This window comes from Ruegeria sp. N11, from assembly GCF_056531525.1.
In genome coordinates, this window is record NZ_JBQFLX010000003.1 from 253,796 (window position 1) to 270,388 (window position 16,593).

General features: G+C 57.5%; 14 protein-coding genes. 5 read left to right on the plus strand and 9 right to left on the minus strand.

Going from position 1 to position 16,593, the window contains the following annotated elements; all coding sequences use genetic code 11:
• The first annotated feature begins 67 nt into the window (after positions 1-67).
• Together ACR0J8_RS04915 and ACR0J8_RS04920 are read left to right on the plus strand one after the other, a co-directional pair.
• Complete coding sequence (locus ACR0J8_RS04915) at positions 68-2,677, plus strand: TRAP transporter permease (protein WP_480888973.1); 2,610 nt, start codon at positions 68-70, stop codon at positions 2,675-2,677.
• Entirely contained in the window at positions 2,674-3,105 is a 432-nt protein-coding gene (locus ACR0J8_RS04920; protein WP_170677240.1) for a universal stress protein, read from the plus strand. Before ACR0J8_RS04915 ends, ACR0J8_RS04920 begins: the two co-directional genes overlap by 4 nt.
• 12 nt (positions 3,106-3,117) lie before the next feature.
• Here the strand turns inward: ACR0J8_RS04920 and ACR0J8_RS04925 are convergent, their stop codons facing one another.
• The 3 genes from ACR0J8_RS04925 to ACR0J8_RS04935 are packed head-to-tail and all read right to left on the minus strand — an operon-like array spanning position 3,118 to position 7,206.
• Positions 3,118-4,158: a lipocalin-like domain-containing protein gene (locus ACR0J8_RS04925; RefSeq protein ID WP_480522326.1), complete on the minus strand. Its 1,041-nt coding sequence runs from the start codon at positions 4,156-4,158 to the stop codon at positions 3,118-3,120.
• On the minus strand, positions 4,148-6,562 hold the full coding sequence (locus tag ACR0J8_RS04930; protein WP_480522325.1) for an FtsX-like permease family protein: 2,415 nt from the start codon (positions 6,560-6,562) through the stop codon (positions 4,148-4,150). Before ACR0J8_RS04930 ends, ACR0J8_RS04925 begins: the two co-directional genes overlap by 11 nt.
• The gene (locus ACR0J8_RS04935) at positions 6,559-7,206 is read right to left on the minus strand and encodes an ABC transporter ATP-binding protein (protein WP_480522623.1); all 648 of its coding nucleotides are present in this window, start codon (positions 7,204-7,206) and stop codon (positions 6,559-6,561) included. The genes ACR0J8_RS04930 and ACR0J8_RS04935 overlap by 4 nt, the downstream gene beginning before the upstream one ends.
• Before the next feature lie 181 nt (positions 7,207-7,387).
• On the opposite strand from ACR0J8_RS04935, the gene ACR0J8_RS04940 reads away from it, so the two are divergent.
• Positions 7,388-7,837: an ion channel gene (locus tag ACR0J8_RS04940; protein WP_170614964.1), complete on the plus strand. Its 450-nt coding sequence runs from the start codon at positions 7,388-7,390 to the stop codon at positions 7,835-7,837.
• Here ACR0J8_RS04940 and cls read toward each other — a convergent pair.
• From cls to ACR0J8_RS04960, 4 genes are all read right to left on the minus strand, one after another.
• Complete coding sequence (gene cls, locus ACR0J8_RS04945; protein WP_480522324.1) at positions 7,817-9,229, minus strand: cardiolipin synthase; 1,413 nt, start codon at positions 9,227-9,229, stop codon at positions 7,817-7,819. The genes ACR0J8_RS04940 and cls overlap by 21 nt on opposite strands.
• A gap of 23 nt (positions 9,230-9,252) precedes the next feature.
• Positions 9,253-10,227: an HAD family hydrolase gene (locus tag ACR0J8_RS04950; RefSeq protein WP_480888976.1), complete on the minus strand. Its 975-nt coding sequence runs from the start codon at positions 10,225-10,227 to the stop codon at positions 9,253-9,255.
• Between the two features lie 65 nt (positions 10,228-10,292).
• Positions 10,293-11,894 (minus strand): arylsulfatase, encoded by a 1,602-nt coding sequence (locus tag ACR0J8_RS04955; RefSeq protein ID WP_321252850.1) that lies wholly within the window; start codon positions 11,892-11,894, stop codon positions 10,293-10,295.
• Between the two features lie 236 nt (positions 11,895-12,130).
• Positions 12,131-13,174: an AI-2E family transporter gene (locus tag ACR0J8_RS04960; protein ID WP_480888978.1), complete on the minus strand. Its 1,044-nt coding sequence runs from the start codon at positions 13,172-13,174 to the stop codon at positions 12,131-12,133.
• Between the two features lie 195 nt (positions 13,175-13,369).
• Between ACR0J8_RS04960 and ACR0J8_RS04965 the strand changes: the two genes are divergently transcribed.
• Positions 13,370-14,233 carry a YihY/virulence factor BrkB family protein gene (locus ACR0J8_RS04965; protein ID WP_480888980.1) on the plus strand — a complete coding sequence of 288 codons (864 nt, stop codon included), beginning with the start codon at positions 13,370-13,372 and terminating at the stop codon, positions 14,231-14,233.
• Positions 14,234-14,404: 171 nt separating this feature from the next.
• The gene (locus ACR0J8_RS04970; RefSeq protein WP_170614969.1) at positions 14,405-14,593 is read left to right on the plus strand and encodes a hypothetical protein; all 189 of its coding nucleotides are present in this window, start codon (positions 14,405-14,407) and stop codon (positions 14,591-14,593) included.
• A 2-nt stretch (positions 14,594-14,595) separates the two neighbouring features.
• On the opposite strand, the gene ACR0J8_RS04975 is transcribed toward ACR0J8_RS04970, so the two are convergent.
• Together ACR0J8_RS04975 and ACR0J8_RS04980 are read right to left on the minus strand one after the other, a co-directional pair.
• Positions 14,596-15,312, minus strand: a complete 717-nt coding sequence (locus ACR0J8_RS04975; RefSeq protein ID WP_480888982.1) for an RlmE family RNA methyltransferase — start codon at positions 15,310-15,312, stop codon at positions 14,596-14,598.
• The gene (locus tag ACR0J8_RS04980; protein WP_170614971.1) at positions 15,312-16,424 is read right to left on the minus strand and encodes a Ppx/GppA phosphatase family protein; all 1,113 of its coding nucleotides are present in this window, start codon (positions 16,422-16,424) and stop codon (positions 15,312-15,314) included. Before ACR0J8_RS04980 ends, ACR0J8_RS04975 begins: the two co-directional genes overlap by 1 nt.
• Positions 16,425-16,593 lie beyond the last annotated feature (169 nt).

The window sequence follows — 16,593 nt, forward strand, 5'->3', positions numbered from 1 at the left end:
TTCAACCGGTGAAACACCGGAACAAAAAACCGCGCCGGAAACCGGCCGCTGAACGGGGAGAGATTTGATGAGCGCTGATCAGCAGGGCAATCGTCCGCTATCCGAAGAAGAACTTCAGGAATTGGTCGCATCTTCGGATGCAGGGGCCCGTGATCCAGCCGGAAACGTGGGCCTGTTTCTGGCAATTGTCGCCGCGACCTGGTCGATTTTTCAGGTGCTTCTGGCGTCACCGATCGCAAACTACGTTCTTCCCGGCAGCATTGTGAATAACGCACGGCAGTTTCATCTTGCCTTTGCGATGTTCCTGGCCTTCGCGGCCTATCCTGCGCTGAAATCCAGCCCCAGAAACTACATCCCGATCCAGGACTGGATCATGGGAATTCTGGGCGCGTTTGTCGCGCTTTACGGTTTCTTCTTCTACGACAAGATCGTCAATGCGGGCGGTCTGGCAGACGATATGGACAAATGGGTCGCTCTGGGTGGTCTGTTGCTGCTGTTCGAGGCCGCGCGCCGCGCGCTTGGCCCGGCGATGGCGATCATTGCCACGATCTTTCTTGCCTATGTGTTCTTCGGCTCGTCGGAATGGGTGCCCGAAGTAATCCGCTGGAAAGGCGCGAGCCTCAAAAAGGCGATGAGCCACATGTGGATCACGTCCGAAGGTGTCTTCGGCATCGCCCTTGGCGTTTCGACGAAATTCGTGTTCCTGTTCGTGCTGTTCGGTGCATTGCTGGATAAGGCCGGGGCAGGGAACTACTTTATCAAAATGGCCTTTGGCGCGCTTGGTCACCTGCGCGGTGGCCCGGCTAAGGCGGCCGTGGTGGGTTCGGCGGCGACCGGCCTGATTTCGGGCTCGTCCATCGCCAACGTCGTGACCACCGGCACATTCACCATCCCACTGATGAAGCGCGTCGGCTTTTCCAGCGAACAGGCCGGATCGGTCGAGGTCGCCAGTTCGGTCAACGGCCAGATCATGCCGCCCGTGATGGGGGCCGCAGCCTTCCTGATGGTCGAATATGTGGGCATCTCTTACGTCGAGGTGATCACCCACGCGTTCCTGCCTGCCGCGATTTCCTACATCGCGCTGGTATACATCGTTCATCTTGAGGCGGTGAAGCGGAACATGCCCACGCTGGGCGACCGCGACGTGCATCTGGCGCGAACCGTAGTCGGAATGCTGTCCTTCTTCCTGATCTTTGCGGGGCTCTGCTATGGCTCGCAATTTCCGGTCGATGCCGTGACCAGCTGGGTGCCGACGCAAGCCGGGCTTATCCTCAGTTTGATTGTCTGCGCGATCTATGTCGGGCTTTTGTATCTGGCGGCGCAGGTTCCGGACCTGGAGCCTGATGATCCCAATGCCAAGGAAGTCACGCTGCCGGTCATTGGCGAGATCTACAAGGCTGGTCTGCATTACCTTCTGCCGATCATCGTTCTGGTCTATTTCCTGATGATCGAACAGAAGTCGCCCGGTCTGTCTGCTTTCTGGGCCACGGCACTGCTGTTTGTGATCCTTCTGACGCAGAAACCGCTGAAGGCGCTGTTCCGGGGACAAACCAACATGTCCGCCACATTTGCGGACGGTGTTGCTGACCTGTGGCAGGGCCTGATCGACGGTGCGCGTAACATGATCGGCATCGCGCTTGCTACGGCGACTGCGGGTGTGATCGTGGGGACTGTTACGCTGACGGGAGTTGGGCAGGTCATGGCTGATCTGGTCGAGTTCCTTTCGGGTGGCAACCTGATCCTGATGCTGGTGATGGTGGGGCTTCTCAGCCTGATCCTGGGCATGGGTCTGCCGACCACGGCGAACTACATCGTCGTCAGCTCACTGATGGCGGGTGTCGTGGTTGAACTGGGCGCTCAAAGCGGCCTGATCGTACCGTTGATCGCCGTGCACCTGTTTGTGTTCTACTTCGGTATCATGGCCGACGTGACGCCGCCGGTTGGTTTGGCCAGCTTTGCCGCTGCCGCCGTGTCGGGGGGCGACGCAATCAAGACTGGATTCACCGCGTTCTTCTACAGTTTGCGCACCGTGGCTCTGCCGTTTGTGTTCATCTTCAACACAGATCTTCTGTTGATCGATGTGACTTGGGTCGAAGGCATCATCGTGGCCATATCCGCGACGATTGCGATTCTTGTGTTTACGGCTGGAACGATGGGATACTTCCTGACCCATAGCCGCATCTATGAAAGCGTTGCGCTGATCTTTGTGGCCTTCGCTCTGTTCCGGCCAGACTTCTTCATGGATCGCTTTTCACCGCCGTTCGAAACGGTCGAACCGTCGGCATTTGTCGAGACGATGGGTGAAACTGCACCGGGCACCGAGGTTCGGATGGTCATCAGCGGGCCGGATTTCGACACCTTGCAGATGGTTGACACAACCATCGTCGTCCCGGTCGGCAGTGAAGAAGGCGGTGCCGCGCGTGTCGAGGCGATGGGCTTGCTGCTGATCGAAGAAGACGGGTTGGTCAAACTGGAAGAACCCCTGTTCGGCTCGCCAGTGGCGGATGATCTGGGCAATTTCGACTATTACGGGGACGAGGCCGTGCGCCTGTCCTCGGTCAGTCTGCCGTCCAGCCAGCCGCCGAAACAACTGGTCTACATCCCGGCGATGATCCTGCTGGGTCTGATCGCCTTCCTGCAACGCGGCCGCGCCGCAAGACAAGAGGTGCCTGCATGACACGTTCTGTTCTTTGCGCTGTTGATATCAGCAACGGGGATCTGGATGTCCCGGTCCTGAAAAAAGCCGGTGCACTGGCCGAGATGGAGGGCGCGCAACTGGATGTCGTGTCGATCGTTCCGGATTTTGGTGAAACCTGGGTGTCCGGCTTCTTCGAACCCGACCATCACGAAAAGGCGCTCCAGGACGCGCATGCCAGACTGTCGGAAATGTGCGAGGCCACATTGGGCAAAGAACGCAACGAAAAAGTGCGTCATGTGGTGGCAACCGGAACCGCCTATCAGGAAATTCTGAAGACAGCGGAAAGCGCGGGCAGCGATCTGATCGTGATCGGCGCGCATAAGCCCGATCTGAAGGATTATCTGCTGGGGCCCAATGCCGCCCGCGTCGTGCGGCACGCGAACGTTTCGGTTTACGTTGTCCGCTAGGTCAGCGCTGCTTCAGTAGCCTGTCATCTCAAGGTACCCGCGACCTTCGTGGGTACCTTTTATTTTGATCGGGCCTTCCCAGTATTCGAACCGGGTGCCCATCCACGCCTTTGGTGTCAGGGCCGATACTTCGACATCCAGGTCACGATCCGGTAACGTGACACGCCACCGAACCGGAATATCGCGTTCTGCGACGATTGCGGTTTCCAGCGGCGTCATTGAAACAGACCCATTCGGCAGGCTGGTAGCCTCTCCGTCCGCGCCGATCCAAGTGGCCGAGGTGAAGTCTCCGCGCGCGCCGCGAAGACGGAACGCCATGAGCTTGTCGCCGCCCTCAAAGCTGAGCGAGAACCAGTCCCAGCCGGTTTGGTCCGCAGCCAAAGGTTGCGATGACCATTCGCGATCCAGCCACCCCTGACCGGTGACTTCCACATCCCGGTCCGGCAAGTGCAGTGTGCCCCGGACCGTGTAGGCGGGCTGAGAATAGTAGTAGCTGGCCTGACCATCTGCGGATTTGACTGAATACCCATCCTCACCGTGAAAAACCAGCGGTCCATCGGCTGTCAGCGACAGGTCATATCCAAAGGTTTCGCCATTTGCTGTCAACGACAGGGTATTCAGGTCCGGACCACCCATTCGCCACTCGTCAATCCATGCCTCGAAGGGGTGCGAGGAAACCCCGGCCTGCCCGATACCGCCACGCGACAGGCGCTCGGCAAAATAGTGGGTATTGGGCGTTGTGACAGCGGCGTGTCCCATCCAGATCTGAGGGCTCTGCCAACCACCAGTTTCAACCGGTTTCAGCGCTGAGCGAAACAGGGTCCACTGTACACCGTAATCCAGTCCATCTTCACCGCGCAGATTTGCCGTCAGGTACCACCATTCGATGCGAAAGGACGGATGCGGGCCGTGATCCTGCGGGAAATTGAATTGGTAGCCGGGTTCAGGAACATCAAAGCCCTCGGCGGAGCCGCCCAACCCGGCATAGCCCTGTGCCAAAGCCGGAAAGGGAAGCGCCAATAGCAACATGAAAAGCAAGGTCCTAACGTTCATTGGCAAACACCTTCAGCAGGTCCGCCGGGGGCAGGCGCAGCAGTCGCAAGGCGGGCAGGGCTGCGGCGGCAAGCGCTGCGACAACGGTCAGTCCAAACAAACCCAGCCATTCCCTTGGGAACAGGAACATTGGCAACTGCCAGCCAAAAGCCTGCACATTGATGACAGTCAGCAGAACCCAGGCCAGAACAAGGCCCAGCGGCAGCGCCAGGCAGGCCGTCAGGATGGCCAACAGCCCGCTGCGCAGCAACTCCAGCCGGGCCAGGTGCGCGCGGCTCAGCCCAAGTGCCCAGACCGGCGCGATCTGCGGCAGCCGTTGTGTCCACAATGTCAGAAGGCTGGTCAGGATGGCGAATCCGGCAACGCCGAGTGTCAGAATGTTCAGCGCCGAAGTCACAACAAATGTCTTCTCGAACACAGTTATGGATTGCGCCTTCATCGCTGCCTGTTGGACAACGCTTTCGCGTGGTAATTCGAAATGGTCTCGGATTGCCTGCGCCAGCTTGCCAGCGGCTTCCGGGGAAACGCGTACACCAAAACGCCGAGCCGGAGTATTGGGCGCGATTTCATTTAGCTGTTCCATCGACACGATGGCCTGACCCGTCGGATTGCCGTAGTCGGAATAGACACCAGCAACTTCCAGCATCCGACCGGGTGTCAGGGCCAACTGATCTCCGGGCCACAGATCGGAACGGCGGGCCAGTTGCTCGTTTATCAGAACAACCTCTCCGGCCATGACGCGATCCCAGACATCCTGCGACGAAGCGATCAGCGGCCAGTGCTTCCGGTACGTCGCATGATCGATCACACCGTATAGGAACAAGGGACCAGTTTCATGAGGGAGTTCGACCCGGCGGATCGGAAGGATGGCATCCACCTGTGGGGCGAGCCAATCGACAATCGCTTGGCTTTGTTGATCGTCTATGGCCGTGACGTACAATTCGGACGTCAGGCGCTGATCCAGCCAGCCGGTGAATGTCAGCCGAAAGCTGGACACCATCGTCCCGACACCGATATTCGCGGCCAACGCCAGCAGCAAAGCCATCAAGGCAAGTGAAAGGCCGGGAAGCTGCGCCCTCATGTCAGCCCAGACCCATTGCGCAACAGGACTGCGGGCCTTGCGCTCAAGGACATGAATGATCGCTGAAAGAAACGCAGGCAGCAGCAGGGCCGATCCGGTCAGGATACCAGCCAACAGGGCAAACCCGCCGATCAGCCCGGGGAAAACCAACAAGGCGAGGCAGCCCGCAACGATCAACCCGAGGCCGGTGAAGCCCGCAATCCGGCGTGAGCTTGTGGCCTTGCCCCAGGCCTGCAGGCCCGGACCCGCAAGAAGCGGCCTTCGAGACAGTCGCCATAGCGCGTGTCCACTGGCCATCAGCGTACCGGCAACGGCCATGGCGATGCCTGCAGCGGCCCATTGAGGCTGCAATGACAACTGTCCGCTGACAGGGGCGCCATACAAACCGCGCAAGGTGGCTGCCACGTCAGGAAGTAACGCACCTGCCAGAAAGAAGCCGAGCAAAAGGCCCAGCCCGCCGCCGACCAGAGCAAGCATGGTCAACTCTGCGAAGATCAGGCAAACCAATCGACGCATGGAGACGCCCAAGGCCCGCAAAGTCCGGATCATGCCGCGTCGCTGGGCAAAAGCCAGTCCAACCGTACCGTGAACGATAAACAGACCCACGGCGAACGACAGCAGTCCAAATGCGGACAGATTGAGGTGAAAGCTCTCGGTCAGTTGCGCGGTGTCCAGCTGCGATGACGGGCTGATCCGTTCCAGTTCGGGCGCGAGTTCCGACAAAGGCGGGACCGTGCGGGGTTGAAAGGGCAATATGACCAACCGGCTTATTTCACCCCGTCTGTTCAAAAGGGTTTCGGCAACGCCGATATCGGTCAGGATAACGTCCGGCGGCAGAGACGCGCTTGTGATCGCTTTGGGCAGTCCGGAGTGTTCAGCAATCAAAGGTTCCAACACCGGCGAGATCAAAAGCACACCCGGGGCTGTCAGCACGTCAACCGGTTCGGGCGGCTCGGCGCTTTGTTCTGCCTGCGTAATTGCGGGCAGGGCGGGGTAGGAGATCATGTCCACGCCCATCAGGCGCAGCGTTCGATCAGCGATGCGAAACGGCCCTTCCAGAACCGCTGCAACCTGCCAACCGGCCTTGCGCAGCGCGACATAGCGATCGATGGGGATCGGGCCCGCCGGGTTTCTCAGAATGTCATACTGGCCAATTGCCAGTTGTGAATTGGCGCGATCATAACTGGCCCGCGCCTCGGCATTGATGGCTTGCACTGCTGACCAAAGACCGGTTGCCAGCGCAATTCCAATCAGCAGCGTTGCCAGTTGCAACAGATGCCTGCGCCAGTGAGACCACAGCGCCTGAACAACCACAAAGGTCATGCGATGTGTCCGCCCGCAAGGTGGGCGTGCTGGTCCAGACGCGCGGCAATGGTATGGGAATGGGTCACCAGCAGCAGTGCCGTTCCAGTATCTGCGACCAGTGACAGCATCAGATCCAGCACCGCCGCGCTGGCGGTCTCGTCCAGATTGCCCGTTGGCTCATCCGCCAGCAAAAGCTTGGGCCGAACGCCCAATGCGCGCCCTATGGCGACCCTTTGTTGCTGTCCGCCAGACAAGTATTCCGGATAGCGGTGTATCAGATCGGTCAGCCCCAGCCTGTCGGCCAGATGCGCAATCCAGTCTGGGTCGTGGCGATTGGCCAGCCGGGCGTGAAAGGACAGGTTTTGCCCGACGGTCAGCGAAGGGATCAGGTTGAACTGCTGAAAAACCAACGCGACACTGTCGCACCGCAATGCGGCGCGTCCCGGATCGTCCAGTGCCGACAGCGCCGTGCCGTCCAGAGCTATTTCGCCGCTGTCAAAACTGTCCAACGCTGCAGCGAGGTTCAGTAAGGTGCTTTTGCCGCTGCCGCTTTCCCCAGTCAGCGCCAATGTCTGGCCCGCATCAAGTGACAGAGAAACGCCATTCAGAACCGGGCGGCCACCCGGGTACGATTTCCTGACCTGATCAACTACAAGCAACATCCGGGCATCCTGACTGGTTCCTGTCACAATGCGCAACGGCACGCGCCAGTGTCCAGTGCGCATGCTTTCCCGGTTCCTTTCGCCGCAGGTGTGGCACTGGTCGATGGCCGGGGTTGTTCCCGGCCGGGCAAAAGTCCATGCTGTGCCAACGGTTTCACCCTTCGGCACGAGGCGCGAGCGGATGTCCTTATCCGACCAGATCATCTGGGGCAGCATCTATCTGGGCATATGCTTTCTGATCGAGATTGCTTTGCTGACATGGTGCACGCAGTTGATTGAAAAACTGACTGAAAAGTGGCAGGACACGCACCGCTTTTTCACCACTGCCGCGCCGATCAGCGTGGCGCTGGTGTTCATTGTTCTGATTCACACCCTTCAAGTCTGGCTTTGGGCCATTGTCTGGGTCTTTGGTGATGTCTTGCCCGACTGGAACTCGGCTCTCTACTTCTCGTTGGTGACGTTCACGACGCTTGGATACGGCGACATCGTTCTGGGTGAAGAACTGCGAATCTTCGGGGCATTCGCATCCGTGACCGGCCTTTTGGCGTTTGGCTTGTCCACCGCTTTCATGGTCGCGTTGATGACACGGGTGTTTCAGGAGGAGTTGTTGTTAAAGGATAGGGGCGAATAGACGCGCCAGAGGTGCCCCAAAGCGGATATGTGCCGGTTGTTGTTGCAGGGTGCGTGTCAGTTCGTAGCTTTTCTCAAAGTCGGTGCGCAGCATACTTGCGGCGGCTTCAGCGGCGCGGGCATCGAAGAACAGGGCCATCGCTTCGAAGTTCAGGCGGAAGGACCGATTGTCCAGATTGGTCGTTCCCACGGCCGCCAGGGTGTCATCGACCACAAAAACCTTCTGGTGCATGAACCCGTCGGCATATCGAAACACACGAACACCGCAGTCACGGATTTCGTCGAAATAGGCAAAGGCTGCAAGCCAGGGCAGGCGATGGTCGATCATGTCAGGGACCAGAATCCGCACGTCCACGCCGCGCAGGGCGGCGTGTTGAAGGGCCGTCATGATGTCAATGTCTGGGACGAAATACGGCGAGGCGATCCATAATCTCTCTTTCGCCTCGGCGATGGCGGCAAAGAACATCATCGCGCCGGTCTCGGTCTCGTCCCCCGGGCCGGTGGCAACCAGCAGGGCGTTCATGTCCTGATCGGATTCACTGCCGGCCCAATCCAGATGGTCGATCAGGTCCTCTTCATGGGCCCAGTGCCAGTCTTCGGTAAAGATCAGTTGCAACTGGCGGACGATGTGACCGGTAATCCGGACATGCGTATCGCGCCAATGGCCAAAATGCGCGTTCTGACCCAGATATTCCACGCCGACATTATGCCCGCCGATAAACCCGGTCTCGCCATCAATGATCACAGTTTTGCGGTGGTTGCGGTAGTTCAGCTGAAACCGGAACTTAGGACCACGACGCTCCTTGGGGTTTGCAACATCAATTCCTGCTTGCTGCAGCGATTCAAGATATGAGGTGGGCAGGCCATAGCTGCCCACGGAATCGGTCAGGAAGCGTACGTGCACCCCACGTTCCGCCGCCGCAACCAGCCGATCCCTCAATTGCTGGCCCAACGGGTCATCACGCACGATGTAGAATTGGATCAGGACATAATTCTTGGCGGCATCGATTGCCTCAAAAATCGCGTCGAAAGTCGCCTGACCGTCAATCAGCAACGACGCGCCATTGCCACGGGACACCGGCAGGTGCGCCAAAGCTTCGAATGGACGCGGATTGATCTGCATGCTTTCTCTGTCCGGCTTTGAGTAGTCTGCAAAGGTCTTGATGCCCTCGACAACCCGTTCACTTTCCTTTCGGGCAATGCGGTATCCGCGAAATCGGTGATGACCCAGAAACAAGTACATAGGCACTGCCAGCATGGGGGTTGCGATCAGAAAAACCACCCAGCCGACCGCACCTTGTGGCGTACGAGCTGTCTGTGCAGCCCGTATCGAGAACACCACAGCAGTGACGTAGAGAAATATCAGAAACGCGGAAACAAGCAGTGTCCACATGAGGTTGAAAGCTCCGAACCTGTTCAGTTCGCCCCAGTGTAGATGCGCGACCAGTCTTGCGCCATATCAACAATGACCCATCCCATCCCGGGCCCTTTGTCCAGACCGTCGGCCAGTTTCCCAATCGGGCTTTCGCGGTCATAAGCCCATTCGCGTTTGTCATCCGTGTGATGAATCAGGATGCCCAGTCGTGGTCCTTCGCCCGACGTCGTCCACTCCATCATGGCGAAATCTCCGTCCGAGTTTCCGCCAGCCAAAATCGGGCGCTTGCCGATTGTGCGTTCAATGTTGATTGGCTTGCCTTCCTTGTCGTCGATAAAGGCGATGCCCGGTGCCTTGACCAGAGCCGGTGAGCCATCGACCGTTTCGTAGCTTGTATTGCCGTATGTGCCGAGGACCTGCCAGGGTGGAATGCCATAGGCGCTTTCGGCAAAAACACGCATGAAATGAAGGCCGCCGCCGGAAACGATGTATGTCTTGAACCCTTCATCACGCAGGTAGCGCAGCAGCTCGATCATGGGTTGATAGGTCATCTGATAATAGCGGAGATCAGTTTGCGGATGGCGAGACTGGTCGAGCCATTGTGCGACCGTGTCCTGAAACTCGGCGACGGTCATGCCCGAATGCGAGGCGTTGACGACTTCGATCAATGCATCATGTCCACCTTCCAGGACAGCCGCGAGATCTCCTTGCGCTGCTGCTTTCAGGATGGGTGTTGTAAGGATTGAGGGATCCTGTTCGGCCTTTTCGGCCAGACGGTCCATAGCGAAAATAAACTGAAAATACACAGGTTGCTCGGCCCAAAGGGTGCCATCATTGTCGAAAACAGCAATCCGGTCGGCAGGAGTGACATATGCTGGCCCGGACGGATCCGTTACCGATTCTACAAATGAAATAATCTGATCGCGGGTCTCGGTGTCTTGCCAGCTTGGCAGGGGATCAGCACTGCCGGTGACAGGAATGGTCAAGGCAAAGACGATGGCAGACAATCGCAGCATTACACAACACTCCGTTCAAAATGACCGGGGCCACCCTTGCAGGCGGCCCCGAGTTGTTTGCAGTTTTAGTTGCTGGTTGGCGTTGACAGTTTATCCATCACCTGATCCAGGCTGAAGCTGGCAGCTTTCTGCCGCGGCGGGAATTCCTGGAACGTGCTCAGGAATTGCCCGACATATTGCTGGGCAGGCACTAGGAAATAGACCCGGTCGATCATCCAGTCGTAATATGTGTTGGACGTGCGATAGCCACGCTCGTACGGATCGCGGCGCAGATTCACGATGATCGGGACGCGCAGCGGGGTGAAGGGTTCCATCCAGGCGCGCAGGGTTGCCCATGCTTTCTGCTCGAGAAAGATCAGCTTCCAGTCATCGAACCGCAAAGCCGAAAGGTCGCCGTCATCGGTGAAATAGAACACCTCCCGGCGCGGACTTTCAGCGGTTTCACCTGTCAACAGCGGAAGAATATTGTAGCCATCCAGATGCACCTTGTAATCGCGACCCATCGCGGGCGAGGAATAGCCGGCCATCAGCTTTTCCTTGATCTCCGGATCACCGGCGACAGCAAGGTATGTCGGCAGCCAGTCCATGTGGTGCACGATCTCATTGGTCACAGAACCCGGCTCGATCTTGCCGGGCCAGCGCACCATTGATGGTACGCGCCATCCGCCTTCCCAGTTGGTGTTCTTTTCGCCCCAGAACGGGGTCGACGCCGCATCAGGCCAGGTGTTGTAATGCGGGCCATTGTCGGTGGAATAGTGGACGATTGTATTGTCGGCGATGCCGAGTTCGTCCAGCAGGTCCAGCAACTGACCGACCTGGATGTCATGTTCGATCATGCCGGCTGTATATTCATCGGCCACGCCGCCCATGATCTCATTTGCCTGATTGCGCATTTCCTCTTTTACATGGGTGCGGAAATGCATGCGGGTGCCGTTCCACCAGACATAGAAGGGTGTTCCATCCTGATTGGCCTTGCGAATGAACTCTATGGCAGCCTCGAGCGTTTCCTCATCCACCGTTTCCATGCGCTTTTTCGTCAGCGGACCAGTGTCTTCAATCGGACCTCCTGCGGTCGAGCGGATAACACCGCGCGGGCCATAAGCCTCGCGGAAGGTGCGCCCGTCGGGCAAAACCGCGTCTCCGGGATAGTCTTCATGTTCGGGCTCTTCCTCGGCGTTCAGGTGATAGAGATTCCCAAAAAACTTATCAAAACCGTGGTTTGTGGGAAGGTGCTCATCCCGGTCGCCAAGGTGGTTCTTGCCGAACTGGCCGGTGACGTACCCGTGGTCCTTCAGCAAACCCGCAATTGTCGGGTCTTCGACCTGCATCCCTTCTTTTGCGCCAGGCAGGCCAACCTTGGACAGGCCGGTGCGAAAAACCGATTGACCCATAATGTAAGATGACCGGCCTGCGGTGCAGGACTGTTCACCGTAGTAGTCGGTAAAAATCATACCCTCATTGGCAACGCGGTCGATATTGGGTGTCCTGTAACCCATCAAACCCATCGTATAGGCCGAGATATTGGATTGACCGATATCGTCACCCCATATCACAAGGATATTGGGCTTTTCATTCTGTGCCCATGCCGGAATTGCAAGGCACGCGGCAAATGTGGCCGCAGCTAGCCTACGTAATAGTGGGGTTGGTCTGAGTTCTTCTGATGACATCTTACGCTCCTGAAATGGCGGGTCGGAACCCGGTCGTATCGAAATTGAGGTCTCAGCCGGAAAATTGCTGAAACATCATTTGTAAGGCGCTGATTCTCGTATTGAATTCTTTTTCTGAGAGAGCCTCGGGAAATGATTGAATAACTGTACCTGCGAAGGCAGAACTATCACATAGGAAGATTAAAATATACTAATTTCAGGTTAAACTTAGCGGAGGGGTGACCGGACCAAGTTAACTACTTTTCGTCGGACCCATCTTCACCCAATTGCCCGTCCAGTGACATCAGAATTGCAACCGGTCGCAATGCGGGAATATGGCTGAAAACGATCAAAATGCAGACGGTCAGCGGTACACTCAGGAATGCTCCGATCAGGCCCCAAACAGTTGTCCAGAAGGTCAGGGCCAGTATGACCAGAAACGTGGACATATTAAGCGATCTTCCCAGCAGGGCAGGGTCCAGGAAGTTGCCAATCAGAAACTGGATGGTGCCGCAGCCAAAAACGATGATCAGAAACGGGCTGATGGTTTCATACTGAACCAGTGCAATCATGGCCGGGAAGACAACGGCGATGATGGATCCGATCGAGGGAATGAAATTCAGCGCAAATGTCAAAACAGCCCAGGTTTCAGCGTATTCAAGGCCAAGAAGCCGGAACACCGCATAACTGATGCCGGCGGTAATCAGGCTGATAAAGGTTTTGACACCGACATAGCGTTGAAGACTGTCGGTAATTGCGTCCAGAATTGCGGCGAACTCGGCCCCGGCCAACGGGTTGCCTGCGGCCAGTTGGATCTTTTTGCGAAAAGCAAGTCGTTCGGCCATCAGAAAGGCGACGTATAGGCTGATGAGAAAGAAGTGATTGAGCAGAGAGGTGGCGCTGCCCAGCAGAATCCGGGCCACATAAGTCATGTCCAGGCTGACCAGATTGTCCCGTATGAATTTCGTGACATCGTTGCCGACCAACCCTGTGACGCGCTCTACCGCGCCGTCGAACTGACTTTCGTATGTGGTGACAGAACGGGCGAACTGCGTGGCTTGGCTGCCCACAATGTACATGATCATGAACAGACCTGCCAAAACCACGGTCACACCGGCAATGTTGGCCAGCCAGACCGGTGCGCGGGTAACGGCTATCACCCGGTCGCTGAGGGCAATGATCAGAACGTTTATCAGCAACGCCATGGTCAGCGGAATCAGGAATGCGGAACCGGCATATAGGCCAACCACGATCAGAGTGATGACAATCACAATGTCTCGCAGAACCGACAGCCTGAGCATGGGGCGGTCACTCGATTCTTGGGCTTTCAGATCCATGGAACGAACAGTTTCCGGTACATTTGTTAAGGGTCACGGTCCGATTCTGCACAGCGCGGCGGGTTTATGCAATGCGCTCAGGCATTTATACGCGTCTATTCGGCAACACAGGCCTGCACGCGGGTTCTTTGCAAGACTTATGCGGGTTAGACTCGCGACATGCACGCGTTCATGATTCCCTCGTTTGGTCGTCCGCTTCGTGCCCTGTGGTTGGCAATCCGGCGGTTCGTCGACAAGAATGGTTTTGTGATGAGCAGCCATGTCGCCATGTCCTTGATGATGGCCTTGTTTCCCTTTGTCCTTTTCACCGTCGCGTTGGCTGGTTCGTTGTCGCAGGGCTACGTCACTGACGATCTGATCGACCTGATTTTCGGAGCGTGGCCTGAAGATGTGGCCAAACCGATCGTTGCCGAACTGCGCGCGGTGCTGGACAACGCCGGCTCGGGCGTCATAACGCTGGGCGGTTTGCTCGCCATCTATTTTGCGTCAAACGGGGTGGCCGCTGTGCGCGCCGCTATGAACCAAGCCTATCATGACAGTGACAGCTGGCCGTTCTGGAAGACCCGGCTTTTGTGTATCGGCCTCGTCATCCTCGGCGGTGCCTCCGTTCTGATCATCGCAATGGTAGAAGTTGTGCTTCCCTTTTACACAAGGCTGGTGACGGAAAACACGGCCGTTGATGTATCAGGGTGGTTGTCCGTGGACAGGCTGGGCTGGATTTTTACAGTTGCCGTGCCTGCGGGCTTGGTGATCATCGCACATCTGGTGTTGCCCACACGTCGGCATCGGTTGACCCAGATTCTGCCGGGCGCATTTCTGACCCTTTCGTTATGGGCCGCAGGCGGATGGGCTTTCTCCATCTATATCGGCAAATTCGCGACTTACAGCGCGACCTATGCCGGTCTTGCTGGGGCTATGGCGGCCCTGATTTTCCTGTACCTGTGCGCCGCCATGTTGATCCTGGGGGCGGAATTCAACGGTGCATTGATGGATCTTGAAAACGAGTCCCAAGCGAAAGACTAACAAAAGAAGGGCGCGCTGCCGGCGACCTGTTTGCTCGCATATAGGAGGCATTTGGCGTGAAATGCCGCTTTGTTCGGCATGTCAGCGCCTGTATTGCGCCATGTTGATGGCAAATTCCGCTGGCAATCTCAGGGCAGGGTACAAATCCCGGCATTCTTCATGAGGTCAGCCATGCCAGAACAACCAGCGCCCGAACCAAAGCGCACACGCCGCGTCACAATCGATCAGCGGATTGCGGAACTACAGGCCAGACCGCCCGTTTACATCAATCACGGTGAAGCTCTGCTTATTCAGGGGATGGCCACCGCCTCCTTCCGCGAACAACGCCTAAGCGGAAACCGGATACTCCTGGACGATTGAGTTCAGCCCCTAAATCCAGTTGCGACAACGAATTTTTCCGAACTATCTGACCGCGATGCAGGTGGTTTGACATTAGCCACCTTCTCGAATTTCTGTTTCAACAGCTTTTGTAGATCGCCCTCAGCGCCGCCGGCTAGAACCTTGGCGACAAAGGTGCCGCCTTCCTCGAGAACGTCAAATGCGAAATAGGCTGCGGTCTCGCACAGCGCCATGATCCGCAAATGGTCGGTCTGTTTGTGCCCCGAGGATGCAGCGGCCATGTCTGACATTACCACGTCGGCCTTGCCGCCCAGCCAGTCTTTGACCTTCTGGTCAGCGTCATCTTCCATGAAGTCCAGCACATGAGCTGTCGCACCGGCGACCGGTTCAACCTCCTGCAAATCGACACCCAGAACAGTACCGATCCGCTTGCCGCTTTTCTCGCCCAGCGCATTGACCCGTTTGACCGCGACCTGCAGCCAGCCGCCGGGTGCGCAGCCCAGATCCACGACACGGGCTCCCGGAACCAGAAAGCGGAATTTCTCGTCCAGCTCCAATATCTTGAATGCGGCACGCCCACGATAACCTTCGGCTTGGGCGCGCTTTACATAAGGGTCGTTCAACTGCCGCTCAAGCCAGCGGGTCGAGCTGAGCTTGCGCCCGCGTGCAGTCTTGACCTTGACCTTCAGGTCGCGCTGTCCGCGACCTGAGGTATTTTTGCCAGTCGGTGTCTTCGTCATCAGAACGGTCCGTCTTCCAATACGCCGTCCGCGCTCATCTGTGCATATAGCAGACCTTCGCGCAGCCCCCGGTCCGCCACGGAAAGACGGTCGGTGGGCCAGCATCGTAACAAAGCCTGCAAAATGGCCGAGCCGGACATGATAAGGGCCTGCCGGTCATCGCCGATGCGCGGATCCCGGCGCCGACCCTGAGGGCCGAGTTCTAGATACCCACGTATGACTTTGTCAATCTGATCGCTGGTCATGCGCAGACCGTCTACCTTCGTCCGGTCATACCGTTTCAGTCCAAGATGCGAGGCCGCAACAGTTGTAACCGTGCCGCTTGTGCCTACGATCTGGAATCCTTCCCGCGCCTGTTCGTCCTTGTAGGGCGCGAAGTCGGCAAGGTTTTCCTCGAAAAACCAACTCATCAGCGCAAAGCGGGCCGAGTCGTCTTCGACGTCGTGAAACTGATCTCGCAAAGTGGCGACGCCCAGCGGAACGCTGATCCAATCCACCACCTTGGCAGCGGGAAAGGGGCTTTCAGCCGCGTGAAAGCCATTATGAAGACGCATGATTGCAGCAGGGCGATCCCGGCGCGGCACGGATGAGATATCGATCCACACCAGCTCGGTCGAACCGCCACCGATGTCTACAACAAGCAGTTGCTCGGTCTTGGTCGACACCAACGGAGCGCAGGAGATGACTGCCAGACGGGCTTCTTCCTCGGGCTGTATGATTTCCAGCGTCAAGCCGGTTTCGCGCTTGACCTGGCGGATGAACTCGCGCGAGTTCTTGGCGCGCCGACAGGCCTCGGTCGCAATCAGGCGCATTCGCTTGACGCGGTTCCGTTTGAGCTTCTGCTGACAAATCCTGAGCGCCTGAACGGTACGCGCCATAGACGCCCGAGACAGACGTCCGGTGCGTTCAAGTCCCGCACCCAGTTGCACGGACTTGGAGAAACTGTCTACCACATGAAACCCGCTGCCCTTGGGCTGGGCTATCAGCATGCGGCAGCTATTCGTTCCCAGATCCAGTGCCGCATATAGTGCATCCGGATCGGGTTTTGCCGGCGCGGGGCTTTCGACCGCTTTCGGGAACGCGCCCGCACCTTTGGGACGCTTGGGCGCCATCTTCACGCCCTCCGATTTTCGAGTTAACCTGACCCTAGGCGGCACATCGCCGTCGTGCAAGTGATTTCAAAACTGAATTTAAGGTGAATGTCACGCATCGTTCACACTGAAGTGCAACCTGTCTTGTCAGAACCCTGTTCGGGGTTCTTTACAAGCTTACAGCCAGATA